The following is a 26,031-nucleotide window of genomic DNA, read 5'->3' on the forward strand; positions in this document are numbered from 1 at the left end:
GGCGCCGGGGCGCCTGGCTGCGGTTTTGGCCCTGAGGGTTTGGGCGCCCTGCCCGGTCTTGCGACGGTGCTCAGGTTTCAGGGTTCAGGCTTCACTGGGCGGTATTCGCCTGCGGCGGCAGGTTTGGCGATGTGTCGGGCGGCGTGGCCAGCGACGTCGCCACGGGCGTCAGCAGGCCGTTTGCGCCGGCAGTTTCCGCGAGGGCTTGCAGATGCGGGGAAGCTGCCAGGCGGCCGGGCAGCAGGTAATTGCCTGGCATGAGTGGAATCGCCAGCGGTGTGAACTCCACTTCCAGATCCAGCCCTGCTTCCTGCCAGGCTTGCCAGACCAGGGTGGTGCAGTAGGTGCCGGCGGGGTCGGCCAGACGGAATGGTTTGCCCAGGTCGGACCGGGCGGCTGCAACCGCCCGCTCGCGTTGTGCCGGCGCCGCGTTGCCGACGTGGTACACGACATGACGGCGCGAGAGTTTGGGGTCGGTGAAGAATGCCAGCGGGTCGATGACGACACCGTCGGGCCGACCTGGGACTTCCGAGGGCGTGGCGTGTATGACTTGCCAGTTGCCGGGCTCGCCCAGGAGCATGCCGACATGGCTGAAGCCGCCGCCATCGACGGTCATCACGGCATCGCTGACCGCTTCTGTGCCTTCACGGAATATCAGGTCGCCGGCTTTGGCGCCGTCCGGCAAGGCATCGCTGCCGGCGGCAATGGCCGCGGCAGAAAGCAAGGCGCCCGCGAGTGACAGGCACAGGCGGGCGGCTCGAGTGACCGTGGCGTAGCGCAGCACGGCTTTATTTCAGGCTGATCTTCCAGTCACTGCCTTCCTTGACCAGGTTGTTGTTGGCAGTGGAGTCTTTGCCGTTGCCGAAGACGAGTTTGGAACGAACCATGGCGGTGTTCTTGGTTTCGTCGATGGTGACTTCAATGATTTCGACTTTCTTCAGGCCGTCATTGGCAGCAACGCGTTGTTGCATTTCACCGACGATCATCTGGATCTTGCCTTTGGCCATGGTCATTTCGGAAGCGGGGACTTCTGCCAACGCGATTTGCTTGGTGGCCAGCTCGACGTCACCCTTGGCTGCGGCCTTGTAGAAGGTTTCGACAACGGATTCGGGCTTGCCGCCAGAGCAGGCGGTCAGCATGAGGGCGAAGAACAGGGCAAAGAATGCGGACAGGCGTGAGCGAAGCATGACAGGAATCCTGTGAAATCATGAATGAGAGTTATTTTCAGGCCGGCCCATTGTAGCGCTGGCAAGCGGAATGCGCGTTCCGCCTGCGTTTCAGGGCTGGCCGGGGCAAGGTATTGTAGGTTTACGAGCCCCGGCCCATGCATCTGGCAAGGTATCAAGTCGAAACAGATGGATTTCGTGCGTGGCTCACGGTGCACTGTGCGGTGGATGCATGGACGACGGCGGCCGATCGCGTGGTTGCCGCCGCGCCCTCATGAGAGCGTCCTGCAGGGGTCAGTGGCGGGTGTTCCAGAGGAGGATTTTCCAGCTACCGTCCTGCTGGTGGAGCCGCATGTCTTCGAGATTGGTCTTGCCATTCTTGAAGATGAGCGTTACCTGCATGTTGGCTTGCGTGCCCTGGTGCGTCAGCGTGCTTTGCAGGATCTGTACATTTTCCAGGCCCTGATTGGCCTGGATGGCGGTATGCATTTCCTCGATGGCGGTACGCTGCTTGTTGCGTTCCGTGGAGTCTCGAGGATGGATGACCTGTTCCAGCGCCAGGGCCGTGTCGCCATCCGCGATGGCCCGGTAGAACAGCTGAACCGTACCCTGGGGCGTGTCGTTGGTGTAGCTCATACAGGCCGAGAGCAGTGTGGCGAGTATGAGCAACCAGCCGGCAGTCAGGCGGATGGGATGCATGGCTTCTCCTGAAAGTCATGAAGCGGGTCTGGACGAGTTGCCGCAAAGCGTGTGGCAAGCGGTGCCGCACGACTTGAGTATGCATGGCTGCAATCCGGCCCCGCAATGCTTGAGATTCCGGAGTGACAACGGATAGGAATCGCGGTAAGTGCTGGTCGCGGGGGGCTCAGACGTGTTGCAGGCGTTCCAGGGCTTGTTCCAGGGTGGGCGTTTTTTTGGCAAAGCAGAAACGGACAATGCCGTGGTTCGAGGCCGCGGCCTGAGGATCCTGGTAGAACGCGGAGACCGGAATCAGCGTGACGCCATGTTCGCGCGTGAGCCAGATGGCGAAGTCGGCTTCGTTCAGGTCGGATATCTGGTCATATCGGGCCAGCAGGAAGAAGGTGCCGGCGCTGGGAAGTGGCTGAAAGCGCGTCTGTGCCAAACCCTGGGCGAGGAAGTCCCGCTTTTCCTGGTAGAAGGCGTTCAGGCCGTTGTAGGTGTCGGGACGACCGACGAAGTCGGCATACGCATGCTGCATGGGGGTGGGCGATGCGAACACCATGAATTGGTGCACCTTGCGGAACTCCAGGGTGAGCGCGGCTGGCGCCAGGCAGTAGCCCAGCTTCCAGCCGGTCGTGTGATACGTCTTGCCGAACGACGACACAATGAAGGAGCGCGCCGCCAGGGCGGGCCGCGTTGCCATGCTCAGATGGGGGCGGCCATCGAACAGGATGTGTTCATAGACCTCGTCGGAAAGAATCAGCAGGTCGTGCTGGCTGAGCAGGGATTCCAGGGCATCCAGATCGCTGCTTTCCAGCACTGTCGCCGTCGGATTGTGCGGCGAGTTGATGATGATGAGCCGGGTGCGCGGCGTAATGGCCGCGCGGATGGCGTCCCAATCAAAGCGGAAATAGGGGTCGCTTTCGGTAGGCGCGCGCATGGCGACGGCGACGGGGGTGGCGCCGGCCAGGCGGATGGCAGGACGATAGGAGTCATAGCCGGGTTCGATGACGATGACCTCATCCCCAGTACCGGCAGCACAGAAAATTGCCGCCATCAGGGCTTGCGTGGCGCCGCTGGTGACGGTGACTTCCGTGTTGGCGTCGTAAGTGTGGCCGTACAGGGCAGCGGCTTTGGCCGCGATGGCGGCGCGCAGGGCTGGCAGGCCGGGCATGGGAGGGTATTGATTCATGCCGTTGGCCATGGCTTCGCTGACTTTCCGGCATAGCGCCGGGTCGGGGTCGAAGTCCGGAAAGCCCTGGCCCAGGTTGATGGCACCGGTTTCGACGGCGAGCTGGCTCATGGTGGTGAAAATGGTGGTGCCGACGTCAGGCAGCTTTGACTGGATCATGGTGCAGGTCATCAAAGGGGGCCCGCTGCAGCGGCAGCAGGGCTTCCCGGTAAAGAGAGTAAAGGGTGGGACTGGCGGGCGCAGGCGGCAAGCCGGAGAGGCAGGCAAGACAGCCATGGCCAGATTGCCATCATAAACAGTCTGCTTATGACTGGTAGTAATGCCGGTATGACTGTCAGGGTGGATTGACCGGGACGGCCGCCGGGCGTGGTGTTTCGGTGGTGTGTCGCTGTGGTGTTTGGTGGCAGCTGGCGGCGGCACTCAGGCAGTGCCCGCCAGCGTACAGGGCGCATTGACCAGGGCAAAGAGCTGGCTGCGGAAATTGATATTCAAGCGCAGGAACGCCCGGTTGCGATAGGTTTTGACGGTGGTTTCCTTGATGCCCAGCGTGGCGCCTATGCCTGCGTGGGTCAGGCCGCGCAGTAGCAGCAGGCAGACTTCCAGTTCCTGGTCCGTCAGTTGTGGCGCTGCGCGCAGCAGCGTAGTGCGCCAGCTTTCGGTGGGCGCCTGTTGCCGTTGCAGGGCCAGGTGGCCGCGCACCAGCTGCAGCAGTGCCGGAGTGAGCTGTTCGAAGGCCTGGATTTCATGATCGCTGAAATAGCCTGCATCGCGGTGGCGGTAGAGATTCAGCATCAGAGGGGTGCCGTTGTCGTCCCAGGACAGGCTGCATAAACGTTCGCTCATGTCGTGGCGTTGATAAATCTCCTGGCGATAGGGCGAAAAACGGATGTCTTCGGCCAGCAGGTGGCCGATCAGCGGGCGTTCCATGGGTTGATGGCTTTGCATGCGGCTGGCCAGTTCGTCATGGCTGTGGAAGCGTTGGGAGTAATCATCCCAGCAGCGCCATACCAGCCGGCTGTCGTGGTGGCGTGAGCCCGCCAGCAACAGGCTGGGATGCTGGGGAGAAATGCGCAGCACGTTGAAGTGCTGGGACTTGACCCAGTACGACAGGCTGTCGAGCAGGGACGCCGGGAATTGCTCGCTGCCCATGGCGCGGGTCAGGTTGACGATGCGTTGCAGGTCGGGCTGGGGCGAGGCGTTGGAAGTGTTCCAGATGCTGATCATGGCTGACGCTCTCGATTCGGTGATAGCCCTATTCTCCGCGCAATGGTGCCGCCTGCCAATCAAGGTTTGTCCTGCTTTGTGGCCGGTCTGGCCCGGTTTTGCACGGCTTGGGGCCGAGACGCGGCTGGCCTTGTCCTCTTCAGGGATGACAGCGCTTGCGCCACAGGTGGGTAATCTGTTCGCCAGAGACAAATCCCGCCGGCAGCCGTGGCGCAATGGCTGCGGTGCTTTCGCAGGTAGAACAATCATGAATCACGCGCCCCACGCCATGAATTTGCGGGTCAGCCGCGTCAGCGCCGAAGCCAAGGATGTGCTGGCCATAGAGTTGGTCGATCCTGCCGGTGCGGCGCTGCCGGCCTTTGCGCCGGGCGCCCATCTGGAAATACACCTGGCCAACGGGATGATCCGCCATTACTCCCTGCTCAATGACAGCAGCGAACGCCAGCGCTATGTCGTGGGCGTGGGGCTGGCGCCGGACAGCCGGGGGGGGTCGCGTTTCATCCATGGCTCATTGCGTGAAGGCGATACGGTCAAGGTTGTCGGGCCGCACAACCATTTTGCGCTGGATGCGCAGGCCGGGGCGTATTGCCTGGTGGCGGGCGGCATTGGCATTACGCCGATTCTGTCCATGGCGCGCTGGGCTGAACGCGAAGGCCGGCCCTGGCGGGTGATCTATACCGCACGGGGTCGTCATCGCGCGGCCTTCTATGAAGACCTGCTGGCGCTGGATCAGGGCCGTGGCCGGGTTCAGCTGCATTTCAATGATGAACAGGCCGGCCGCCTGCTGGCGGTAGAGGCGCTGGCGGCATCGCTGGGCCCGGATGAGCATTTGTATTGCTGCGGGCCTGACCCTTTGATGCAGGCCGTCAGGCAGGCGACGGCCGAGCAGGCCGGGCGCGTGCACTTCGAATGGTTTGCCGCACCAGCCAGTGCTCCGGCGGTGGAACCGGACCTGCAATCTGGCGCGCAGGCAGGGGTGGGCGGCGGCTTTGAAGTCATCCTGCGCCAGAGCGGGCAAACGCTGTGGGTCAGCGAAGAGCAGAGCATTCTGGAGGCCATGGAGGAAGCCGGCCTGTCACCGGCGTTTTCATGTCGCGCCGGGATCTGCCGTTCGTGCGAGACGCGAGTGCATGCCGGTACGCCCGATCACCGTGACCTCGTGCTGTCGGACGAAGAGAAACAGGCCAACGCCACCATGCTGATCTGCTGTTCCCGTGCGTTGAGCCCTGCGCTGGAACTGGAGCTGTAGCCGCCCAGGCAGCACTGCCGCCGTTGTTCCCGGCAGTATCCATTTCTGTCTTGGGTTCGGCAGGTTTCATCCACAGATTTATACAGAAGTTATCAACAGGTTTTTGGCTGGCTGAGGTGGGCTGTTATCCAGCGTCTGCAGCCATGAAAAAAAGAGGAGACAAAAATGACCCTGCCGACATCGAACATCATCGTCAATTCCCGCAAGGCTTCGGCGCAGATGGCAACGCGCCACACGCCCTTCGTTTTCAATGAGTGGTACGTCGCGGCGTTTTCCGGTGATGTCGGGCGCGAACTGATGGCCCGCACGATTCTGGGCAAGCGCCTGGTGCTGTACCGTACGCTGGCGGGCCAGGCGGTTGCCATGGAAGATCGTTGCGCCCACCGTTCGTTTCCGCTGTCGCGCAGCTGGCTCGATGGCGACACGATTGTCTGTGGCTATCACGGCTTCCGGTATGACGAGCAAGGGAATTTGATTGAAACGCCCTCGCAAAAACCCTGTCCACGCGGGATTGGCATCCGTTCGTATCCGCTGGTGGAAAAAGGCCCGCTGTTGTGGATCTGGATGGGCGATCCGGCGCTGGCCGACGAAAGCAAACTGCCACATCAGCCCTGGATCGAGAATCCCGACTGGGAGTGCAGCTCGGGCTACTTTCATCACCCTGGCAACTACGTCAGCATGCATGAGAATCTGCTGGATCTGACGCACTTGCAGTTCCTGCATGCCAATACCATCGGTACGCCGGATTACGCCAGCGCGCCGTTTGAATTGGATCTGAAGCAGGAAGGGTATTACAAGCTGCTGCGGCGCATTGTGCCGACCACATTGTCGCCCGTATGGGGCAATACCACGGGCATCACCGGTCCGACGGCCGCGCGCATCGTGACATCCGAATTTCTGTCGCCCGGCCTGCATCGCGTCAGCGTGACCTTCTACGACACCGCGCTGCCCGAGGCAACCCGGCCTGTCTTCCATATTCATACCGCGCACATCATTACGCCGGAAACGGATCACAGCATGCACTACCACATCGTTCACGGCCGCGACTTTGCGCAGGCCGATACGGCGCTGGGGGAGTTCATGCACGAGCAGCTGTTCGCCGCCTTCAAGGAAGATGTCGATGGCTTGGGGGCGCTGGAAGCCGTCATCGACGATGTGGACGAAAGCCATTATGAAATTTCGGTCGGCAGCGATGCGCCGGCAGTCGCCATGCGTATCTATCTGAAAAAGCGCGCCGACCGCGAGGCGCAGGCGCGCCTGGCGCAATTGACGGGCATGCCTGCCTGACAGCCCTGGCCCCGGCGCCGGATCCATAGCCATTGCCTTGGCCCGATAACGGCCACTTCAGCCTGACATGAGGCATTTCAATCAGGCTGGATGCGGCTTGCCGAGGTGTATGGCGGTAATTATCTACAGTGCTATCAACGGGGTATTCACAGCTATATCCCTGCCCTGCCCACAGGTTTATCCATAGAGATATCCACAATCAGCAACCTCATATAAGAAAACAAGACCGGAGACATACCATGCGTCGTTTATCCCAGGCATTGACCCCTATCGCCCTATCGTTGGCCTGTATGGCGCCTGCGCTGGGCCAGGCGCAGGACAAGGTTGTCCTGCGCGTTTCCCACTTCCTGCCGGCCACTTCCAATGCCCAGGTCAACGTCATTCAGCCGTGGTGCGATACCTTGGCACGCGAATCGCAGCAGCGTCTGACCTGCCAGATCTACCCGTCCATGCAACTGGGCGGCACGCCGGCGCAACTGGCTGACCAGGTGCGCCGCGGCGCTGCCGATGTCGTCTGGACGGCGCCGGGCTACTCGACGGGACGTTTTCCGCGCAGCGAAGCGGTAGAACTGCCCTTCATGCTGCCGGCCAAGGGCGAAGTCGGTTCGAAAATCATCTGGGAGTTCTATGAGCGCAGCTTGCAGGATGATTTCAAGGACTACCACGTGCTTGCATTGCACAGCGACGGTGGCATGCAACTGCACACGGCCAACAAGCCCGTCACGACGCTGGACGCATTCAAAGGCGTCAAACTGCGTGCCTCCACCCGCATGACCGCGCGTTTGCTCGACAGCCTGGGGGCAACGCCGGTCAGCATGCCGCCGGCGCAGCTGACGGAAGCCTTGTCCAAGGGCGTTGTCGATGGTGCGCTGGTTGGCTGGGAAGTGCTGCCCGCGCTCAAGCTGGATGAAGTCACGCGCTTTCACTCTGAACCGGCCGAGGATCAACCGATCTTTTCCACGACTTTGCTCAGCCTGTTGATGAACAAAAAGCGCTATGAATCCCTGCCGGACGACCTGCGTGAAATCGTTGATCGCAATAGCGGGCTGGCCCTGTCGATGAGTATGGGGGCGAACTGGGAGCGCTCGGCCAATGCGGCACGGGAACAAGTGCGCACGCAAGGTGCCCAAGTTGTCGAGATCGGTGAGGCGGAGTATCAGCAAATGCGTGATGCCGGTCAGGTCTTGACGGACACCTGGATTGCCGAAACCGGCGAGAAGAAACTGGATGGCGCCGCCTTGGCGGCGACGCTGAAGGAAATTGCCGAGGCGAACGGGATGAAGTATTGATTGTGGTGCTGCCGGGCTGTTGTTGGCCCGGCAGTATGTTCCGGCTTGTTGGTCAGGCCAGAATATAGGCAGTTTTCACCGTTGTGAAAAACTCTTGTGCATAGCGTCCTTGCTCGCGTGGGCCGTAGCTGCTGCGCTTGCGGCCGCCAAATGGTACGTGGTAATCCACACCTGCAGTGGGCAGGTTGACCATCACCATACCAGCTTCGCTGTGACGTTTGAAATGTGTGGCGTATTTGAGGCTGCTGGTAGCGATGCCTGCCGCTAGACCGAAGGGGGTGTCATTGGCGAGTGCGAGTGCATGCTCGTAATCATCGGCTTGCAGAACAGTAGCGATTGGGCCAAAGATTTCTTCGCGGTTGATGCGCATCTCGGGTGTGGTGCCAATAAATAAGGTCGGTGCAACGAAGAAGCCTTCGTGGCCACTGCCCGTATGGCAAGTAACACGGTTGCCTCCTGTGACGAGAGTTGCACTTTCCTGCAGGCCGATGGCGATGTAGTCCAGATCCTGTTGCATCTGGGATTCGCTGGCTGCAGGACCGATATCAGTGCCTTGAGCACGTGCATCGCCAACGCGTAGTCGTGTCAGGCGTTGTACAAGGGCGGCAGTGAAGCGGTCATGGATGCCGCGGGTGACAATCAGACGGCTGGAGGCGGTACAGCGCTGGCCTGTCGAGTAAAACGCACTTTGGGCACATAGTTCGACCGCCTGTTCCAGATCGGCATCATCCAGGATTATCTGCGGATTTTTGCCGCCCATTTCGAGCTGTACTTTCTTGTGTGAACGCGCGCAGGCTTCCGCAATCTGGCCTCCTACGCCGGTAGATCCGGTAAAGCTGATGGCTGCAATGCCGGGGTGCTGCACCATGGCGTCGCCTACTACGCTGCCGCGTCCCATGACCAGGTTGAATACTCCTGCGGGGATGCCGGAGCGATGGATGATGTCAGCCAGGGCCCATGCGCATCCTGGAACGGTATCGGCCGGTTTCAGAACGACGCAATTTCCGAAGGCCAATGCCGGAGCAACCTTCCAAGCGGGGATGGCAATCGGGAAATTCCAAGGTGTAATGAGGCCAACGACACCGATGGCTTCCCGAGTGATTTCGACCGTGATGCCGGGACGTACGGACGGCAGAGTTTCACCAGACAGGCGCAGGCATTCACCGGCGAAGAACTTGAAAATCTGGCCGGCGCGTGTGACTTCGCCTATGGCTTCTGGCAGGGTTTTGCCTTCTTCCCTGGACAGCAGATCCCCCAATTCCTGCCGGCGGGAGAGTATTTCGTTGCCGATGCGTTCCAAGGCCTCGCTGCGCGCCTGGATGCCGCCGTTTGACCAACCGGGGAATGCAGCTTGGGCGGCCTGAACTGCGGTATCGACATCGGCTGCGCTGGCTTGGGCATATTCACCTACGATGTCGGCGGTGTGACTGGGATTGATATTGAGGGCTGTTGAATTGCCATCGACCCATGCGCCGTTAATGAGATTCTTGAAAGTGCTCATGATGTTATTTCCCCCAGCGCAGGACTAGCGGGTCAAGCTGTCGCGCGGTGTCTAGCAGACCCCGGCGGGTCTCAGGGTGCAAGGCTGGCCAGGGATGGCGGGGAGCGTCGCAGGTAATGACACCACCCTCTTTCATCAAAGTCTTGGCCGCCAGGAACAGGGTTTGGCGGTTTTCGTAATTGATCAGCGGCAGCCAGTGTTGATACCGTTTAAATGCGGTATCCCAGTCGCCCTGGCGGTGTGCTTCGATGATGGGACGGATGCCATCGGCAAAGGCGCCTCCGGTCATTGACCCCGTTGCGCCGGCGTCCAGGTCGGGCAGCAAGGTAATGCCTTCTTCACCGTCCCATGGGCCTTCTATGGCTTCACCCCCCAGGCGGATGAGTTCACGCAGCTTGGCAGCGGCGCCTGCCGTTTCAATTTTGAAGTAGGACACCTGCTCTATTTCCATCGCCATGCGTGCGAGGAAGGCCGCTGACAGTGGCGTGCCTGCGGCTGGCGCATCCTGAATCATGATGGGAATGCCCGCTGCGTCGGACAGGCGAGCGAAGAATTCATATATCTGCGGTTCAGGAAAGCGGAAGGTTGCGCCATGGTAGGGAGGCATCACCATCAACATGGCCGCGCCCATATCGGCTGCTCGCCGGCTGCGTGCCGAGCAAAGATCGGTACTGGTGGCCGAGGTCGTGACGATCACCGGGACACGCCCTGCTACGTGTTCCAGGATCGTGCGTGTCAGAATTTCACGTTCTTCGTCGGCGATCAGGAACTGTTCGGAATAGTTGGCGAGCAGGCAAAGGCCATCCACGCCGGAGTCGATCATGAAGTCAACACAGCGCTTCTGGCTGGTCAGGTCGAGGGTGCCATCCTCGTGAAAAGTGGTAGGCACAACAGGGAATATGCCGTGATAACGGGGGTTGGAAAGGCCAGGCATTGGGTATCCTTACTCAATGATGTCGAACTGGTCGAGGAACTCGGTCTTCAGCGTCAAACCAAGACCCGGGACATCGTCGCGCAGCTGGATGAAGCCGTTGCTGGCCTCGGGTTCGCCGTCGAAGATGTAATAGAACAACTCGTTGCCCACTTCCACATCGAACATGGGGAAGTACTCGCTCATGGGCGAAGCCAGTGTGCTCATGGTCAGGTGGTAGTTGTGCATTTGGCCTGCATGTGGAATGACAGGCACGGAGTAGGCTTCGCACAAGGCGTTGATTTTGTGAGCAGCGGTAATGCCGCCAACACGGTTGGTGTCGTACTGGACGACGCTGACGGCGCGTTTGTCGAGTAATTGACGGAAACCGTGCAGCGTGAATTCATGTTCCCCCCCGGAAATGGGGATGTTTGAAGCAGCATTCAGTTCTGCGTAGCCGTCGATATCATCGGCAATGACAGGTTCTTCCAGCCAGCGAGGCTCAAACTTTTCCAGCTTGGGTAGCATGCGCTTGGCGTATTCCAGGTTCCAGCCCATATAGCATTCCAGCATCAGGTCATTGTCATAGCCGATGACCTCACGGATGGCTGCTACCGACTTCAGGTTTTCCTTCACGCCATGCTGCAAGTGTGCCGGGCCATAGCCGAAGCGCATCTTGAAGGCGGTGAAACCTTGATCCAGGAATGTTTGCGCTTCCTTCTGCATGACGTCCAAGTCGGTGCGGTACAGCTTGCTGTAGTAGCAAGGGATTTTTTCCTTGGTGCGGCCACCCAGCAGTTTGAAAACGGGTTTGTTGACCGACTTTCCGAGAATGTCCCAGATGGCGAGATCCACAGCAGAGATTGCTGCCATGGCAACACCTTTTCGGCCCCAGGCCAGGGTGCTGCGATACATACGCTGCCATAGGTACTCGTAGTCCCAGGGATCGTGGCCGACGATCAACGGTGCCAGATACTGGTCAATGATGGCTTTGGCAATCGAAGGTGCCAGGGCAACATTACCCAGGCCCACGGTGCCATCATCGGTTTCGATTTCCACTACTGTCCAGGAGTGGAAGCGAAAGGTGCTCATGGTTTCCTGAGGGGCGTACAGGAGATCCATGGCGTTGGAGCAGAAGTTGCCTTGTGGCGGAACGGTTTTGCCTTTCCATTGGAATACTCGGGCGCGTACGGATTTGATTTTCATAGGTGTGATGCTGTCTGTGAGGGAAGCATGGGTGACGTTGTTCAGGGCGTTACCGGTTGGGATTGCAAGGGTGTGCTACGGGTCTGGCGCATGAGGGACAGCATTAGCGCACCGATGAATGCGACACCTGCCAGGCACAACATGCCAGCGCCTGGGTTGGCGAACGCCTGTTCAGCCCAGGTTTTCAGGTTGGGAGCCACGAAGCCACCTACATTGCCCAGTGAGTTGATCAGGGCGATTCCACCAGCGGCTGCGACGCCGCCGAGATAGTTTGTCGGTAACGCCCAATACAGTGGTTGCACGGCGACAAAACCGCTGGCGGCGAAGCAGAATGCAATGATGACCGGAACTAGGCTAGCGCTCAGCGCAGAGGCAGCAATGCCGCAGCCTGCGCAGACCAGCATCAATGCAGCCAGGCGTCTGTGAGCACCGGTACGGTCGGCCAGACGGGTGATCCACCAGGTAACCAACAGGGCGCACAGCCAGGGGATGGCGGTCAGAAGGCCGACGGTCAGATCTACCGTGCCTCCGGAAAGCTCGGCCAAACGGGTGGGCAGATAGAACACGACGCCATAGACGCTCATCTGGACCGTGAAATACACGAGGCAAAAAGCTGCCAGGCGCGGGCTGCGGAACAGGTCGCGCAGCGTAGCAGGGCCGTGGCTGAGTTTGGCAGAGTCTTCTTCGGCCAGAGCACGCATCAGGGTGTGGCGTTCATCGTCGGCAAGCCATTTGGCGGTAGCCGGGCCATCGCTGAGGTAGAAGAAGGCAATAATCCCGACGACGGATGCCAGCAGGCCTTCGACTACGAACATCCATTGCCAGGATTTCAGGCCCAGGGGCGCTTGCATATCCAGCAGCAGTCCGGACAGCGGGCCGCCGAGCACCAGCGCTAGCGGCAAGCCGAAATAGAAGACGCCGATGGCCTGTGAGCGGACATGTCTGGGGAACCAATAGGTGAGATAGAGGATGACGCCTGGGAAAAAACCGGCCTCGGCAGCGCCAAGCAGCAGGCGCAATGCATAAAACGTCGTGGCGTCGTGGGCAAATGCCATGGCAGCAGACACTAGCCCCCAGGTGACCATAATCCGCGACAACCAAAGGCGGGCACCGAAACGGTGTAGCGCCAGGTTACTGGGAACTTCGAAAATCGCGTAGCTGAGGAAAAAGATACCTGCGCCGAAAGCGAAGGCTGCATTGGATAGGCCGGTATCTGCCTGCAGGACGGTTTTGGCGAAACCGACGTTGGCACGGTCGATGAATGCAATCACGTACATCAGTACCAGAAACGGCAATAGCCGCGTCAGGCATTTACGGATGGCGTTTTTGAGCGTGGGAGGGGTGCCCTGCTGCGGGTTCATAAATTTTGTCTCCTGGAATGCGCCATGTGTTTGGGCGTTCTACATTTTTTTCAGGCATGGCGCGCTGCCTTTTGCAGGCAATATAGGTTTCGGGGGCGATAAAATCTATTGACGTTTTTATATGTATTGATAAGATTTATTGATACCCTTTGGGCAGCCTATTCATTGCCATATCATGCGCAGGCAGTGTCTTCGGGGCATGGGAAACCGTTCGATCCGGTGTTCTGTCCTATGCTGTTGTTATGGTCGGCCGCCCACGCAAGTTTCTTATGATTCCACCCGTTTCCAGTCTCCATGCTCGCTTGAAGATGCAGCATCTGCGTTTGCTGCTGGCCATTGAGGAACGTGGTTCCTTGCGTAAAGCGGCAGAGCTGCTGGCGCTCTCTCAGCCAGCCGTTACCAAGATGCTGCAGGACATGGAAGCATTGCTGGGCGTGACTTTGTTTGAGCGCCATTTGCGGGGCTTGCGACCTACGCGCTTTGGCGTGGCTGTCACGCGCTACGCGACCTTGGTGTTTTCTGACATGGCAGGTTTGCGCGATGAGCTGGAATCACTTGAGACCGGCCGGGTTGGCAAGGTGCGGGTGGGCACTGTCATGGCGCCGACGCCAGTATTGATGGCCGAAGTGATCAAGCGGCTCAAGCGCGATCATCCTTTGCTGAATCTGACGGTGCATGTGGATACCAGCGATATGTTGGTACCGTTGTTGGAACGGGACCAGTTGGATCTGGTGTTGGGACGGCTGCCGGAGGGGTGGGATGCCAGCCATCTGAACTTCGAGAGTTTGGTTGATGAATGTTTGGCTTTAGTGGTGGGGGCTGGCCACCCGTTGGCGGGACGTACCAACCTGACGCTCGAAGAATTGGCGAGCTATCCCTGGATTCTGCAGGCACGTCCCAGTCCCATGCGTGTGCTGATTGATCGTTCGTTTGAGGATGCAGGTGTGACGCCACCGCAAAGTACGATTGAAACGGCTGCGATCTTGATGACTATGTCACTGTTGCCGGGGAGTGACCTCATTGCAGCCGTTCCGGACGCCGTGGCGAATTTCCATGCACGTATGGGGATGCTGCATATCTTGCCGGTACCTTTGCCGCGCAAGTTGGGACCTTACGGCATTATCATGAGACAGGGGCGGCAGCCTAGCGCTTCTACGTTGTTGCTAGTGGATGAGCTGCGGGCCGCCGTAGCCGAAGGCATTTATTGAGGGGGGAGACAGCGGTGCGGCCTGGTGTCTGCCAATCCCTCATCCTGCTGTTTCGTGACATGCAGAGAGTGACGGGATTTGGGCTGCAAATCGTGCGATGGTTTTGGCATCCACCGTATCGCAATGCGGGAATTCAGCCAGTACCCTGACTTTGCCGAAGTGTTCGATCGCCTGGCGGTTGCCGGGTGATGGCGGGCCGCTCATGATGACGCCCAGAACCGGCACCTGGCGGTCTGCCAGTGCCCGCAGGCTTAGCAAGGTATGGTTGATCGTGCCCAGGCCGCTGCGAGCGACCAGCACGACCGGTAGTCCGAAACGGCTGATCAGATCCAGCATCAGGTGTTGCGCGTCGATGGGTACCAGCAGCCCGCCCGCCCCTTCCACGACCAAGGGAGCGGGTGTAGCAGGCAGCTGCAGTGCGTTGATGTCTATCGTGGTGTGTTCCAGCATGGCTGCCGCCCAGGGGGACAGCGGCGCTTGCAAGGCCGCACCGGGAGGGTGTAGCCGCTCTGGTGGCAGCCAGGCCAGACGCGCGACGGTTTCTGTGTCACCGCTTTCTTCCGCCAGGCCGGTTTGCAGCGGTTTCCAGTAGTCGGCTTGCCAGGCGTGGGCCAGAACGGCACTGACCAGGGTTTTGCCGACGCCCGTATCCGTTCCGGTGACAAAGACCCCGGCCGGGGGGCGGCGCCAGGCGCCGTAGGCAATTTCGTAGCTCACGTGTTCATATTCCTTGTCGAATTGCTGCAGGACGGCACGCAATTGCCTGGCCGAGAGCGGTGTGTGGCCGTCGGCCGGACAGGTCGCTCCGATGGCTTTCAAGCCGCGCAGGAAATCCAGGCCGCTGCTTTGCTGCACGCAGAGGGTTTCCGTTGCCAGATGGCCGGGAAAAGGCAGGTTGCGGCCTATGTGTGTTGCCGGTGGATAACTTCGTGTGCCGGCACGCCAGCCCAGCTGTTCGTGCGCGTCACGCCATTCTCGGAAGGTACCCGCTGCCAGGGTGTTGAGCGCCAGCCAGCCGCCAGGCGCCAGGTGTGCCGCCAGACGTGCCAGGCCAGCGTTCAGGTCATCGAACCATTGCACTGCCAGGCTGGAGCAGATCAGGTCGTAGTGCGCATCCAGGCCTGCCGGGTGCTCTCCGTCCAGGGCCAGAAAACGATGCTCGTCGCCTGGAAAGTGGCGCTGTGCCTCGTTTAGCATGGCCGGAGAGATGTCGGTCAAGGTCCAGGTGGCCGGGCCGATCAGGTGTGCCAGTGCGCGTGTCAGCAGGCCGGTGCCGCAGCCGATTTCCAGAATGCGCGGGTGTGGCGGCAAGGGCAGACGGGCGATGCGCCTGGCCAGTTCCTGGGCGGCATGCTGCTGTACGCTGGCGTGCTGCTCGTAATGGGCAGCGCTGGCATTGAAGCGCCGGGCGATATCCGGCTTGTGGATAAGTTTGTGAGTAACCGCCTGGGGCACCGCCAAATTCAAGGTGTTTTCCGGGATTTTCGCTGGCGTGTTCGGGCCCATGGCCTGCACGAATTCGGCGATCCGGTCAGCACACCAGGCGCTGTCCGTCAGCGGCAGCAAGTGGCCGCCTGCGTGCCAATGGGTGTCCTGGATGCTCATGGCACGGGACATGGCAGGCGGGATCAGCGGGTCGGTGTGGCCCGCCAGGAGACGTATCGGCAGCGCGAGAGCGGCCAATGCTGCGCGTTCATCCTGATCCCGCAGGGCGAGCAGGCCAGAAGCCAGTGTGGCGGCCACCGGCAGGCCGGCAGCCGCCGGAGCGCCGCAGCGGGCGCGGAAATCATCGACTACCTGGCCTGGCGCCTGCGCCAGCTTTTCCATCATGCGTGTCAGTACGCGTGGTGGCGTGCCGTGGGCATGGTCAGGCTGACGGCTGAAGCAGGCAAAACCATTGATCAGGATTAGTCCCGCACAGCCGGCGGGCGGAGCGCCCAGCAGGCGCATGGCACCCAATGAATGGCCGATGGCAATGCAGGGGCCATCGCCCGGGGAAGGCGGTGCGACATGGGGGATGGCGGGCAGCATGCCGCCGGGGGCGTCCTGAGTGAAATAGCCCGCGTCCAGCGTGATTTGCGGGTGCTGCGGCAGACGTTTGGCGAGGTGCGCGCGCACCTCGCTCCAGAACCCGGCATCAAACGCCCAGCCGTGGACGAACAGCAGTGTGCAGGGCGGACGCGCAGGTATGGCAGAGGGGCATATGGCAGAGGAAAATGGCGAGGTGTTCATGCTTGGCGGTGCCGGTATGTCAGTTGCCTGACGGCGTGTTGCAAGGCGCTCGCCAGGCGGTCGATGTCGTTCGCGTCATGAGCGGCTGACAGCGCCAGCCGCAGCCGGCTCGTGCCTTGAGGCACTGTGGGGGGGCGGATGGCAACAGCCAGGCAGCCCTGGGCCTGCAGGCTGTCGCTGAGCGCCAGCGCGTGTTCGGCGCTCCCGACAATGGCGGGAATGATTTGTGTGCTGGAGGGGCCGCAATCCAGGCCAAGCGCGTTCAGCCGGTCGCGGATGAATTGCGCTTGGGTGTGCAGGCGGTGGCGGTCTGCCTCCATGCCGGGCACCAGTTCCAGCGCGGCATCCATGGCGCCCAGTACGGCGGGCGGCAAGGCCGTTGTATAGATCAGTCCGGAACAGGTATTCACCAGGTAGTCGCACAAGGTGCGTGAACCGGCAATGTAGGCGCCGAAGCTGCCCATGGCCTTGCTGAATGTCCCCATGGCGAGATCCACGCCCGGCACGCCGCAGCTCAGGCCCATGCCATTCTGGCCCAGTACCCCGGTGGCATGGGCTTCGTCCAGGTATAGAAAGGCATTGTGCCGGCGGGCCAGGGCGGCCAGTGCCGGCACATCCGAACGGTCGCCATCCATGCTGAACACGCTTTCGGTCACGATGAAGCGTGTGCCGGGTTCCTGGGCGCGCGCCTGCAGCAAGGTTTCCAGGTGTGCCAGATCGTTGTGCCGGTAGCGGATCTGGCGCACGCCTGCCGCCTGGCATCCCATGTGCAGGCTGGCGTGATTCAGCCGGTCGCTGAACACCAGCGGCGGGGAGTTATGGCCTGCCGCCGTCAGCAAGGCAGGCAGTACGGCGGCATTGGCCTGCCAGCCCGAAGCCAGCAAGAGGGCGGCTTCTGTGCCCTTGAGCTGTGCCAGACGAGTTTCGACCTGCTGGTGGATCGCCAAGGTGCCGCAGACCAGCCGGGAGGCCTGGGCCCCTGCCCCCCATTCGGTGCTCCAGGCGTGGGCGCGTTCGGTGAGCAGGGGGTGGCGTGCCAGGCCGAGGTAATCGTTGCTGGAAAAATTCACCAGCAACTGACCATCGCGCCATACCTTGCCGGCGGGTGCGGGATGGCAGGGCCGCAGGTGGCGGCGTATCCGGGCAGCCTGGGCGCGCTCCAGGTGCTGATGCAAAAGGTGGTCTATTTTTGACATCAATTGAGCGAAGATGAATGTTTTTTAGCAGAAATTGATCTGGGCGAAGATATGGGTACACTCGCCGGGCCGCATTTCGGCGGATTGTAGTCAGGAAAATCTGCTTGGCAATCGTCGCTCAAAATGCGTCTATCGGCATTGTTCATGCCGTCAAAATCCAAGATTGATATTCAATTTTCTAATAGGGGTTGAGTGATATGGATGCTGATTCCAGTACCTGGGCCGCAGCGGGGATGCGGCATATCTGGTTGCCGTACACCCAGATGCAGACGGCGACGCCGCCGCTGCCGGTGGTGCGCACCCAGGGCAGCCGGATCGAGCTGGCCGACGGACGTACGCTGATCGACGGCGTGGCGTCCTGGTGGACGGCCTGCCATGGCTATAACCATCCGCATATCGCGGCTGCCGTGCAGCAGCAGCTGGCAGACATGCCGCATGTGATGTTTGGCGGCCTGGTACATGAGCCGGCATTGCGGCTGGCAACGCGGTTGGCAGGCTGCCTGGGCGGAGGCCTGGAGCGGGTGTTCTATACCGACTCCGGTTCAGTGGCAGTGGAAGTGGCCATGAAGATGGCCGTGCAGTATTGGCTCAATCAAGGTGCGTCCGGCCGGACGCGTTTTCTGGCTTTCCGTGGCGGCTATCACGGCGATACCTTGGGAACGATGGCAGTATGCGATCCGGATGAAGGCATGCATACCCGCTTTCAGGGCATGCTGATCGGCCATGACATTGTGGCCTTGCCGGTGGATGAGCTGGCCGAGGCTGCGCTGGATGCGTATCTGGCGCGGCACGCGCATGGCCTGGCCGGCATCCTTGTCGAACCGCTGGTGCAAGGGGCAGGTGGCATGCTCATGCATGCGCCGGAGGTGCTGCAACGCTTGCGGCGGCTGGCCGACCGCCATGGCTTGTTGTTGATCTTCGATGAGATATTCACCGGCTTTGGCCGGACGGGCACGATGTTCGCCTTCCAGCAGGCTGGGGTGTGGCCGGACATCATTACGCTGTCAAAAGCCCTGACCGGCGGCACCCTGCCCCTGGCGGCAACCGTGGCGAGCCGACGAATATTCGACGGGTTCTTATCGGATGACCCTGGCCATGCGCTGATGCATGGCCCGACGTTCATGGGTAACGCCCTGGCCTGCGCGGCGGCCAATGCCTCGCTGGATCTGTTCGAGCAGGCGCCGCGCCTGGCGCAGGTGGCAGCCATCGAGACGGTGCTGCGGGAGCGGCTGGCGCCGCTGGCTGCGTTGCCATGGGTGGCGGATGTGCGCGTGCTGGGGGCGATAGGCGCCGTAGAGCTGCGGCAGATTCATGACCGGGAAGCCCTCAAGCGGCGCTTTGCCGATGCGGGCGTCTGGATCCGTCCGTTTGGCCGGATCGCGTACGTCACGCCCGCCTTCACGATTGCGCCCGAGGAATTGGATTTCCTGATGGACGCCATGGGCAAGGTGCTGGCGCAAGGCCAGCCCTGAAAGTGCTGCCCGGCCCGGTGCCAGCCGGTGTCGGGCCTTACAGGGGGCGTTCAAGAATGCGCGGCCCCGTTCCTTCCTGGCCCAGGATATCGCCGGGGTTGCGCAGCGGACAGTCTTCCATGGACAGGCAGCCGCACCCGATACAGCTGTCCAGTTCGTCACGCAGGCGCTGCAGGCGGATGATGCGTTCATCCAGGGCGGTGCGCCATAGCGATGACATTTCGTGCCATTGCCGGGCGCTCAGCTTGCTGTCCGCCGGGTAGCGGCACAGGGCATCCTTGATTTCCTCCAGGGGGATCCCTGCACGTTGCGCCACTTTGATGATGGCGATGCGGCGCAGCACCAGGGAGGGAAAGCGGCGCTGATTGCCGCCGCTGCGGGTGCTGGCAATCAGCCCCTTGGATTCATAGAAATGCACCGTCGAGACAGGCACGCCGCTGCGGTGCGCGACTTCGCCCACCGTGAGCGGGCGGGAAAAGTCTATGGGTTGTTGCGTCGCCATGATGCTTGACCTCAAGTTAACTTGAGGTTTTATAGTCCAGCCCAAGCTCTGATGCAAGTCTGCATTGTTCTCGTTTTCTCCCCTGTTTTTGCGAGCCAGGCAGCGCGTGCCGGTTCGTTTCTGGAGTCCTGTCTATGCGCCATTTTGTCGATAACGCTTTGGAGAGCAACTGGCTCTGGTGGCTTGCCCGCATCCTGCTGATCGTCGTGTTCCTGTCGTCGGGGCTGGCCAAGCTGATCGACTTCCAGGGAGGAATGGCCGAAATGCGTGCTGCCGGCCTGGAACCTGCCCTGCTCTTCAACATCGCGACGGCGGTGGTGCTGCTGGGCGGTTCTGTGCTGATTGTGCTGGATCGTGCGTTGTGGCTGGGCGCAGGCGCTTTGGCAGTCTTCATGGTGCTGGCGGTGGTGATCGTGCATCGGTTCTGGGCTTTGCCTGAAGCCCAGGCACAACTGGCGTTGTTCTGGGCGCTGGAACACGCCTCGGTGGTGGGGGGCCTGATTGCCGCAGCCATTGCCAGCCGGTTGCGCCAACGGCTGCTGGCCGCACAGGTGCGTGTGCGCTGACATCCAGTGGTGAAGTGAGGAAATCATGAAAAGAAATACAGGTTTTTGGGGAATGGCGGCGGTCTCGGTTACCGTGGCGGCGCTGGCGGTAGTGGTGCTGCTGGTGACTGACCGTTCCAATGCAGAAGCGAGTGGTGCCTGGCCGATCACCAAGGTGGCGCTGGCGCCGGTGGAGCGCACGGTGGCGCCACGAGCCTTGCATGGCGTGGGCGCGCTGGAGGCAGCGCGCCAGGTGGCGCTGGCGGCTGAAACGCCGGGGCGGGTGACGCGTATTGCCTTCGAGTCCGGACAGACGGTCAAGGCGGGGCAACTGTTGGTACAGATGAATGATGCGCCGGAACAGGCCGAGCGCTTGCGATTGCAGGCACAGTTGCGTAATGCGGAAACCGTGCTGGCGCGCACGCGAATGTTGAAGGCCGATCAGGTTGCGACCCAGGAACAGTTGGATAAAGCCATCGCAGCCCGCGATATGGCCAAGGGGGAATTGCGCCGCGTCGAGGCCGTGATTGCCCAGAAAGCGGTACGCGCGCCTTTCGACGGTGTCATTGGCATTCGCCGGGTGCATGAAGGGCAATACCTGAATGCCGGTGAAGCCGTTGCCAGCCTGGTAGATGCCGGCACCATGCATGTGAATTTTTCCCTGGATGAACAGGCTGTCCGGCATTTGCAGCCGCAGCAGCCGGTGGTCTTGCAACTGGATGCCTGGCCGGAACAAGCCTTTGATGCCCGCATTACCGCAATCGACCCGCTGATAGGGGCGTCGCGCACGGTGCAGGTGCAAGCCAGCCTGCCCAATGTTGACGGCAAGCTGCGGGCTGGCATGTTTGCCGGAATCCGGGTGCAGCGTCCGCAGCAGGAAGAGGTGTTGGCGGTGCCGGAAACGGCGCTGACCTACAACGCCTACGGGCAGACGGTGTTCATCGCCCGGCAGGCCGAGACGCAGGGGCTGACGGTGCACCGTGTCGCCGTGAAAACCGGTGAACGCTGGGATGGCCGGGTGGAAATCGAATCCGGTCTGGCCGAGGGGGACCAGGTGGTGGTGTCGGGTCAGATCAAGCTCAGTGACGGCATGCAGGTCGAGCCTGTTGCCAGTAATACGCTGAATGCAGCCGACCCGCATGGCCAGGCGCCTGGGGCAGCGCCTGCTGCGCAAGGAGCCGGCTCATGAAGTTCACTGATATTTTTGTCCGCCGGCCAGTGCTGGCGCTGGTGGTCAGCTGCCTGATCGTACTGCTGGGTTTGTTTGCGCTGAGCAAGTTGCCGATTCGTCAGTATCCGCTGCTGGAAAGCTCGACTATCACCGTGAGTACCGAGTACCCCGGCGCTTCTGCCGAGCTGATGCAGGGCTTTGTGACGCAACCGATTGCGCAGGCGGTGTCTTCGGTCGAGGGCATCGACTACCTGGCCTCTTCGTCCACGCAAGGTCATAGCCAGGTCACGCTGCGCATGGAGTTGAACCGCGATTCCACCCGCGCGCTGACGGAAACCATGGCCAAGATCAATCAGGTGCGCTATCGCTTGCCAGACCAGGCCTATGACCCGGTGATTGAATTGTCGGCCGGGGATTCGACGGCTGTGGCCTACGTGGGTTTTTCCAGTGACAGCCTGTCCACGCCAGCGTTGACGGATTATCTGTCGCGGGTGGTCGAGCCGCTGTTTTCCGGTATCGACGGTGTTGCCAAGGTGCAGACTTTCGGTGGCCAGAAGCTGGCCATGCGCTTGTGGCTGGATAGCGAAAAACTGGCGGGCCGGGGCCTGACGGCCAGCGATGTGGCGGATGCCGTGCGGCGCAACAATTATCAGGCGGCGCCTGGACAGGTGCGGGGCCAGTATGTGGTGTCCAATGTCCGGGTCAATACCGATCTGGGCAGCGTGCAGGAGTTCCGGGATCTGGTGATACGCAATGATGGCAATGGCCTGGTGCGCCTGCGAGACGTCGGAACGGTTGAGCTGGGCGCTGCGGCCACGGAAACCAGTGCCCGCATGGATAGCAAGAATGCCGTGCACCTGGGGCTCTTTTCCACCCCTGCCGGCAACCCCCTGGTGATTGTCGAAGGCATTCGCAAGTTGCTGCCTGAAATCGAAAAGACCTTGCCGCCCGATGTGCAGGTGGAGCTGGCTTTTGAAACGGCACGCTTTATCGAGGCTTCCATCAGCGAGGTGATGCATACCCTGGTGGAAGCGGTGTTGATCGTAGTGCTGGTGATCTGGCTGTGCCTGGGGTCATTGCGTACGGTCATCATTCCTGTGGTCGCCATTCCTTTGTCCATGCTGGGTGCGGCGGGCTTGATGCTGGCATTCGGTTTCAGTATCAATCTGCTGACCTTGCTGGCCATGGTGCTGGCCATCGGCCTGGTGGTGGATGATGCGATTGTCGTAGTGGAGAACGTGCACCGTCATATCGAGGAAGGCAAAAGTCCCGTGGCTGCGGCGCTGGTGGGTGCGCGCGAAATCGCCGGTCCCGTGGTGGCCATGACGCTGACCTTGGCCGCCGTGTACGCACCCATCGGCCTGATGGGTGGCCTGACGGGCGCCCTGTTCCGAGAATTTGCGCTGACGCTGGCCGGCGCGGTGATCGTGTCGGGCGTGGTGGCCTTGACGCTGTCGCCTGTGATGAGTTCGCTGCTGTTGCCGGCAGGCCAGCAGGAAGGACGTCTGGCGCGCATGGCCGAGCATGTGTTCAGCGGTTTGGCGCGGCGCTACGGTTTTGTGCTGGCGTTTTCCCTGCGCCGGCGCTGGCTCAGTGGCGGGTTTGCCGTGCTGGTGTGCCTGGGCTTGCCGTTTCTGTACCAGCTGCCGCAGCGTGAGCTGGCACCGGCGGAAGATCAGGCAGCGGTGTTGACGGCCATCAAGGCGCCACAGCATGCCAGTCTGGAATATGCCGAACGTTTTGCCGAAAAGCTCGAAGCGGTCATGGAGAGCCTACCGGAAACGACCGGTACCTGGATCATCAATGGTACGGATGGGCCATCGGCCAGTTTTGGCGGCATCAACCTGTCTTTGTGGGGCGAGCGCGATCGTTCGGCGGCACAGGTGCAGGCCGCGCTGCAACAAGCCGTCAGCCATGTCGAAGGCAGCAGCATTTTTGTGTTCCAGCTGGCGCCCTTGCCGGGCTCCAGCGGCGGTTTGCCGGTGCAGATGGTGTTGCGCAGCGCGCAGGATTATCCCGTGCTGTATCAGACCATGGAGGAGTTGAAGCAGCGCGCACGCGCCAGTGGTTTGTTCGTCGTGGTCGATAGCGATCTGGAATACAACAATCCGGTGACGCAGGTGAACATAGACCGCGCCAAGGCGGCCAGCCTGGGCATACGCATGCAGGACATTGGCGATTCGCTGGGCGTATTGCTGGGCGGGAATTACCTTAATCGTTTCGGCTTGCAGGGGCGCTCCTATGACGTGATTCCGCAGAGCGTGCGTGAGCAGCGCCTGACATCGCAGGCATTGGCGCGCCAGTACGTGCGTACCGATGCCGGCGCATTGGTGCCGTTGTCCACGGTGGTGACGCTCGATACGCTGGTCGAACCCAATCGCTTGCCGCAATTCAACCAGCAGAATGCTGCGACCTTGCAGGCGATTCCGGCGCCCGGCGTATCGCTGGGGCAGGCAGTGGCTTTTCTGGAACAGGCGGCAGCGGAACTGCCGCCAGGCTTCAGTCATGATTGGCAGTCGGAGTCGCGCCAGTACGTGCACGAAGGCAACGCCCTGCTCTTTGCGTTCCTGGCGGCGTTGGTGGTGATTTATCTGGTGCTGGCGGCGCAGTACGAGAGCCTGGTGGATCCGCTCATCATTCTGATCACCGTGCCGTTGTCGATCTGCGGGGCGCTGCTGCCGCTGGCGCTGGGCTGGGCCACGCTCAATATCTATACCCAGATCGGGCTGGTGACGCTGATCGGGCTGATCAGCAAGCACGGCATTCTGATGGTGGAGTTTGCCAATGAATTGCAGGTGCGTGAGCAGCTGGATCGTTCGACTGCCATTGTGCGTGCGGCGAAGATTCGGTTGCGACCGGTACTGATGACCACGGCTGCGATGGCGTTCGGTGTGGTGCCCTTGCTGTTTGCCAGCGGTGCCGGTGCCAGCAGCCGTTTCGGGTTGGGGGCCGTTATTGTCTGCGGCATGTTGATCGGTACGGTGTTCACTTTGTTTGTGCTGCCGACGATCTACACCTTGTTGGCGCGGGATCATCGTGTGCAAACGAGGCGCAGCCGGCAGTTGTCCGAGGCCGGGCAGGCGTTGGAGGGATGAGTATGGAACGAGTGTTTTTGCGCGGGCTGGCGTTGGGGGTTCTGGTTTCGCTGGCGGGCTGCATGGTCGGGCCGCAGTATGAAAAACCGGTGACGCCCGGGATTGTGCTGGCGAGTGAGCAGGCGGCGCGGTTTGACGCGCCGGAGACGGTGTTGCCGGCGCAGTGGTGGACGTTTTTTGATGATCCTGGCCTGGTGCAGTGGGTTGATGCCGCGATGGCCCATAACCACGATATCCGTCAGGCGCAGGCGTCGTTGTATGCGGCGCGCGCCGTGTTTGATGAGCGGCGTCTGGATCGGCAGCCTGGTCTGACATCCCGTGCGGGCTATGAGCGTGGGATCCAGCAGCAGATGGGAGCCGATGGCGAGCCTGGGCGGGCGTTGTCGGAGTCCTGGCGCGCAGGGTTCGATATGCAGTGGGAGATAGATTTGTTCGGGCGGCTGGAGCGCTTGCAACAGGCGGCGTTGGCCCGTGCCGATGCCGCGCAGGCGGAACTGGCGTTGATGCGCCTGAGTATTGCGTCGGAGGTGGCGCGGACGTATTTCGAGGCGCAAGGTTTGCAGCGGCAGCTTGCGGTGACCCGCCAGGAAGTGGCCAATTGGGACGAGACGGTGCGTTTGACGAGCGCGATGGTGCGCGCCGGTAGCGGGTTGCCGGAAGATCAGGAGAATGCGCAGAGCCAGCGTTTGCGTAGCGAGGCGGCGTTGGCGCCGCTGACGGTGGCGTTGCAGGAGGCCTACTATCGGCTGGATGTGTTGGCAGGCAAGCCGCCGGGCCAGGGTTTGGCCGCGCCAGGCGAACGCAGGACGGGGTTTGTGGTGACGCAGTTGCCTTTGGGGGATGTGGATGCCCTGATTCGGCAGCGTCCTGATGTGATGCAGGCGGAGCTTCAGTTGGCGGCCAGTGTGGAGGATGTGGGAGCAGCGACGGCGGAGCTGTATCCGCGGCTGGATCTGGGCGGGTTTATCGGGTTTTTTGCTTTGCGCGATGGGGATTTGGGGAGTGCGTCCCGGGCGTTCCAGATTGCGCCGGGTGTGAGCTGGCCGGCCCTGCGTTTGGGGAATGCGCGCGCGCGGTTGCGAGGGGCTGAGGCGGTGTCCGAGGGCGCACAGGCGCGTTATGAGCAGGTGCTGCTGCAGGCGCAGGAGGAGGTTGAGAATGCAGTGACGCGCTTGGCGGAGAATCAGCGCAGGATGGCGGTGTTGCTGCAGGCCGCAGGGCATGCGGAGGCGGCGTTCGATATTGCCGATAGGCGTTATCGCGCGGGGGCCGGGGCGTATTTGGCCGTGCTCGAGAATCAGCGTGCACTGTTCCAGGCCAGACAGGCGATTGCCGAGGCGGAGACGGCGTCTTTTGTGGATGTGGTGGCGGTGTATAAGGCGCTGGGCTGGGGGGTGGAGGAGATGCTTTGATGCATGGCTCGGGGGGGCTGCATTGTGGCGTGACAGGGGCTGGTGGGTGGGTGCGATCGGAGCGGTGCTAAGCCGCGCCGTGGCCGGCCCGGGGCCTGGGGCAGTGGAGCGTGCCGTGTCGGGTGGTGTCAG

At 61.4% G+C, this 26,031-nt stretch carries 21 protein-coding genes; 9 read left to right on the forward strand and 12 right to left on the reverse strand.

What is annotated here, in order from left to right; genetic code table 11:
- Positions 1-91: 91 nt before the first annotated feature.
- From ACNA1V_RS15320 to ACNA1V_RS15340, 5 genes are all read right to left on the reverse strand, one after another.
- Positions 92-784, reverse strand: a complete 693-nt coding sequence (locus ACNA1V_RS15320) for a YiiX/YebB-like N1pC/P60 family cysteine hydrolase (RefSeq protein ID WP_415834471.1) — start codon at positions 782-784, stop codon at positions 92-94.
- A gap of 4 nt (positions 785-788) precedes the next feature.
- Positions 789-1,187 (reverse strand): DUF4878 domain-containing protein, encoded by a 399-nt coding sequence (locus tag ACNA1V_RS15325; protein ID WP_415834472.1) that lies wholly within the window; start codon positions 1,185-1,187, stop codon positions 789-791.
- 273 nt (positions 1,188-1,460) lie between these two features.
- The gene (locus ACNA1V_RS15330) at positions 1,461-1,865 is read right to left on the reverse strand and encodes a DUF4878 domain-containing protein (RefSeq protein WP_415834473.1); all 405 of its coding nucleotides are present in this window, start codon (positions 1,863-1,865) and stop codon (positions 1,461-1,463) included.
- A 166-nt stretch (positions 1,866-2,031) separates the two neighbouring features.
- Positions 2,032-3,198: a methionine aminotransferase gene (locus ACNA1V_RS15335; protein WP_415834474.1), complete on the reverse strand. Its 1,167-nt coding sequence runs from the start codon at positions 3,196-3,198 to the stop codon at positions 2,032-2,034.
- A gap of 261 nt (positions 3,199-3,459) precedes the next feature.
- Positions 3,460-4,263, reverse strand: coding sequence for a helix-turn-helix transcriptional regulator (locus ACNA1V_RS15340; protein WP_415834475.1), 804 nt, complete (start codon positions 4,261-4,263; stop codon positions 3,460-3,462).
- Positions 4,264-4,510: 247 nt separating this feature from the next.
- On the opposite strand from ACNA1V_RS15340, the gene ACNA1V_RS15345 reads away from it, so the two are divergent.
- From ACNA1V_RS15345 to ACNA1V_RS15355, 3 genes are all read left to right on the forward strand, one after another.
- The gene (locus tag ACNA1V_RS15345) at positions 4,511-5,512 is read left to right on the forward strand and encodes a PDR/VanB family oxidoreductase (protein ID WP_415834476.1); all 1,002 of its coding nucleotides are present in this window, start codon (positions 4,511-4,513) and stop codon (positions 5,510-5,512) included.
- A 165-nt stretch (positions 5,513-5,677) separates the two neighbouring features.
- Complete coding sequence (locus tag ACNA1V_RS15350; protein ID WP_415834477.1) at positions 5,678-6,799, forward strand: Rieske 2Fe-2S domain-containing protein; 1,122 nt, start codon at positions 5,678-5,680, stop codon at positions 6,797-6,799.
- Between the two features lie 239 nt (positions 6,800-7,038).
- The gene (locus ACNA1V_RS15355; RefSeq protein WP_415834478.1) at positions 7,039-8,088 is read left to right on the forward strand and encodes a TRAP transporter substrate-binding protein; all 1,050 of its coding nucleotides are present in this window, start codon (positions 7,039-7,041) and stop codon (positions 8,086-8,088) included.
- Between the two features lie 52 nt (positions 8,089-8,140).
- Here the strand turns inward: ACNA1V_RS15355 and ACNA1V_RS15360 are convergent, their stop codons facing one another.
- The 4 genes from ACNA1V_RS15360 to ACNA1V_RS15375 are packed head-to-tail and all read right to left on the reverse strand — an operon-like array spanning position 8,141 to position 13,066.
- Positions 8,141-9,589 (reverse strand): aldehyde dehydrogenase family protein, encoded by a 1,449-nt coding sequence (locus ACNA1V_RS15360; RefSeq protein WP_415834479.1) that lies wholly within the window; start codon positions 9,587-9,589, stop codon positions 8,141-8,143.
- Between the two features lie 4 nt (positions 9,590-9,593).
- Positions 9,594-10,523, reverse strand: coding sequence for a dihydrodipicolinate synthase family protein (locus tag ACNA1V_RS15365; RefSeq protein WP_415834480.1), 930 nt, complete (start codon positions 10,521-10,523; stop codon positions 9,594-9,596).
- Between the two features lie 9 nt (positions 10,524-10,532).
- A complete protein-coding gene (locus tag ACNA1V_RS15370; protein WP_415834481.1) occupies positions 10,533-11,705 on the reverse strand; it encodes an L-rhamnonate dehydratase in 1,173 nt (390 codons plus the stop codon).
- Positions 11,706-11,746: 41 nt separating this feature from the next.
- On the reverse strand, positions 11,747-13,066 hold the full coding sequence (locus ACNA1V_RS15375; RefSeq protein ID WP_415834482.1) for an MFS transporter: 1,320 nt from the start codon (positions 13,064-13,066) through the stop codon (positions 11,747-11,749).
- 323 nt (positions 13,067-13,389) lie between these two features.
- Between ACNA1V_RS15375 and ACNA1V_RS15380 the strand changes: the two genes are divergently transcribed.
- Positions 13,390-14,274: a LysR family transcriptional regulator gene (locus ACNA1V_RS15380; protein ID WP_415834483.1), complete on the forward strand. Its 885-nt coding sequence runs from the start codon at positions 13,390-13,392 to the stop codon at positions 14,272-14,274.
- A gap of 39 nt (positions 14,275-14,313) precedes the next feature.
- On the opposite strand, the gene bioD is transcribed toward ACNA1V_RS15380, so the two are convergent.
- Together bioD and bioF are read right to left on the reverse strand one after the other, a co-directional pair.
- Positions 14,314-15,702, reverse strand: coding sequence for a dethiobiotin synthase (gene bioD / locus ACNA1V_RS15385; protein WP_415834492.1), 1,389 nt, complete (start codon positions 15,700-15,702; stop codon positions 14,314-14,316).
- Positions 15,703-16,502: 800 nt separating this feature from the next.
- Positions 16,503-17,702 (reverse strand): 8-amino-7-oxononanoate synthase, encoded by a 1,200-nt coding sequence (bioF, locus tag ACNA1V_RS15390; protein WP_415834484.1) that lies wholly within the window; start codon positions 17,700-17,702, stop codon positions 16,503-16,505.
- Positions 17,703-17,899: 197 nt separating this feature from the next.
- On the opposite strand from bioF, the gene ACNA1V_RS15395 reads away from it, so the two are divergent.
- Positions 17,900-19,174: an adenosylmethionine--8-amino-7-oxononanoate transaminase gene (locus ACNA1V_RS15395; RefSeq protein WP_415834485.1), complete on the forward strand. Its 1,275-nt coding sequence runs from the start codon at positions 17,900-17,902 to the stop codon at positions 19,172-19,174.
- Positions 19,175-19,211: 37 nt separating this feature from the next.
- Here ACNA1V_RS15395 and soxR read toward each other — a convergent pair whose 3' ends face one another.
- Positions 19,212-19,676 carry a redox-sensitive transcriptional activator SoxR gene (gene soxR, locus ACNA1V_RS15400; protein WP_415834486.1) on the reverse strand — a complete coding sequence of 155 codons (465 nt, stop codon included), beginning with the start codon at positions 19,674-19,676 and terminating at the stop codon, positions 19,212-19,214.
- A gap of 134 nt (positions 19,677-19,810) precedes the next feature.
- Here soxR and ACNA1V_RS15405 point away from each other — a divergent pair, with 134 nt between their 5' ends.
- The 4 genes from ACNA1V_RS15405 to ACNA1V_RS15420 are packed head-to-tail and all read left to right on the forward strand — an operon-like array spanning position 19,811 to position 25,899.
- Positions 19,811-20,242: a DoxX family protein gene (locus ACNA1V_RS15405; RefSeq protein WP_415834487.1), complete on the forward strand. Its 432-nt coding sequence runs from the start codon at positions 19,811-19,813 to the stop codon at positions 20,240-20,242.
- 25 nt (positions 20,243-20,267) lie between these two features.
- Positions 20,268-21,410 carry an efflux RND transporter periplasmic adaptor subunit gene (locus tag ACNA1V_RS15410; protein WP_415834488.1) on the forward strand — a complete coding sequence of 381 codons (1,143 nt, stop codon included), beginning with the start codon at positions 20,268-20,270 and terminating at the stop codon, positions 21,408-21,410.
- On the forward strand, positions 21,407-24,487 hold the full coding sequence (locus ACNA1V_RS15415) for a MexW/MexI family multidrug efflux RND transporter permease subunit (RefSeq protein ID WP_415834489.1): 3,081 nt from the start codon (positions 21,407-21,409) through the stop codon (positions 24,485-24,487). The genes ACNA1V_RS15410 and ACNA1V_RS15415 overlap by 4 nt, the downstream gene beginning before the upstream one ends.
- A gap of 2 nt (positions 24,488-24,489) precedes the next feature.
- Positions 24,490-25,899 (forward strand): efflux transporter outer membrane subunit, encoded by a 1,410-nt coding sequence (locus ACNA1V_RS15420; protein ID WP_415834490.1) that lies wholly within the window; start codon positions 24,490-24,492, stop codon positions 25,897-25,899.
- The last annotated feature ends 132 nt before the right edge of the window (positions 25,900-26,031 follow it).

Source organism: Kerstersia similis (assembly GCF_965139615.1).
Lineage (GTDB): Bacteria > Pseudomonadota > Gammaproteobacteria > Burkholderiales > Burkholderiaceae_B > Kerstersia > Kerstersia similis.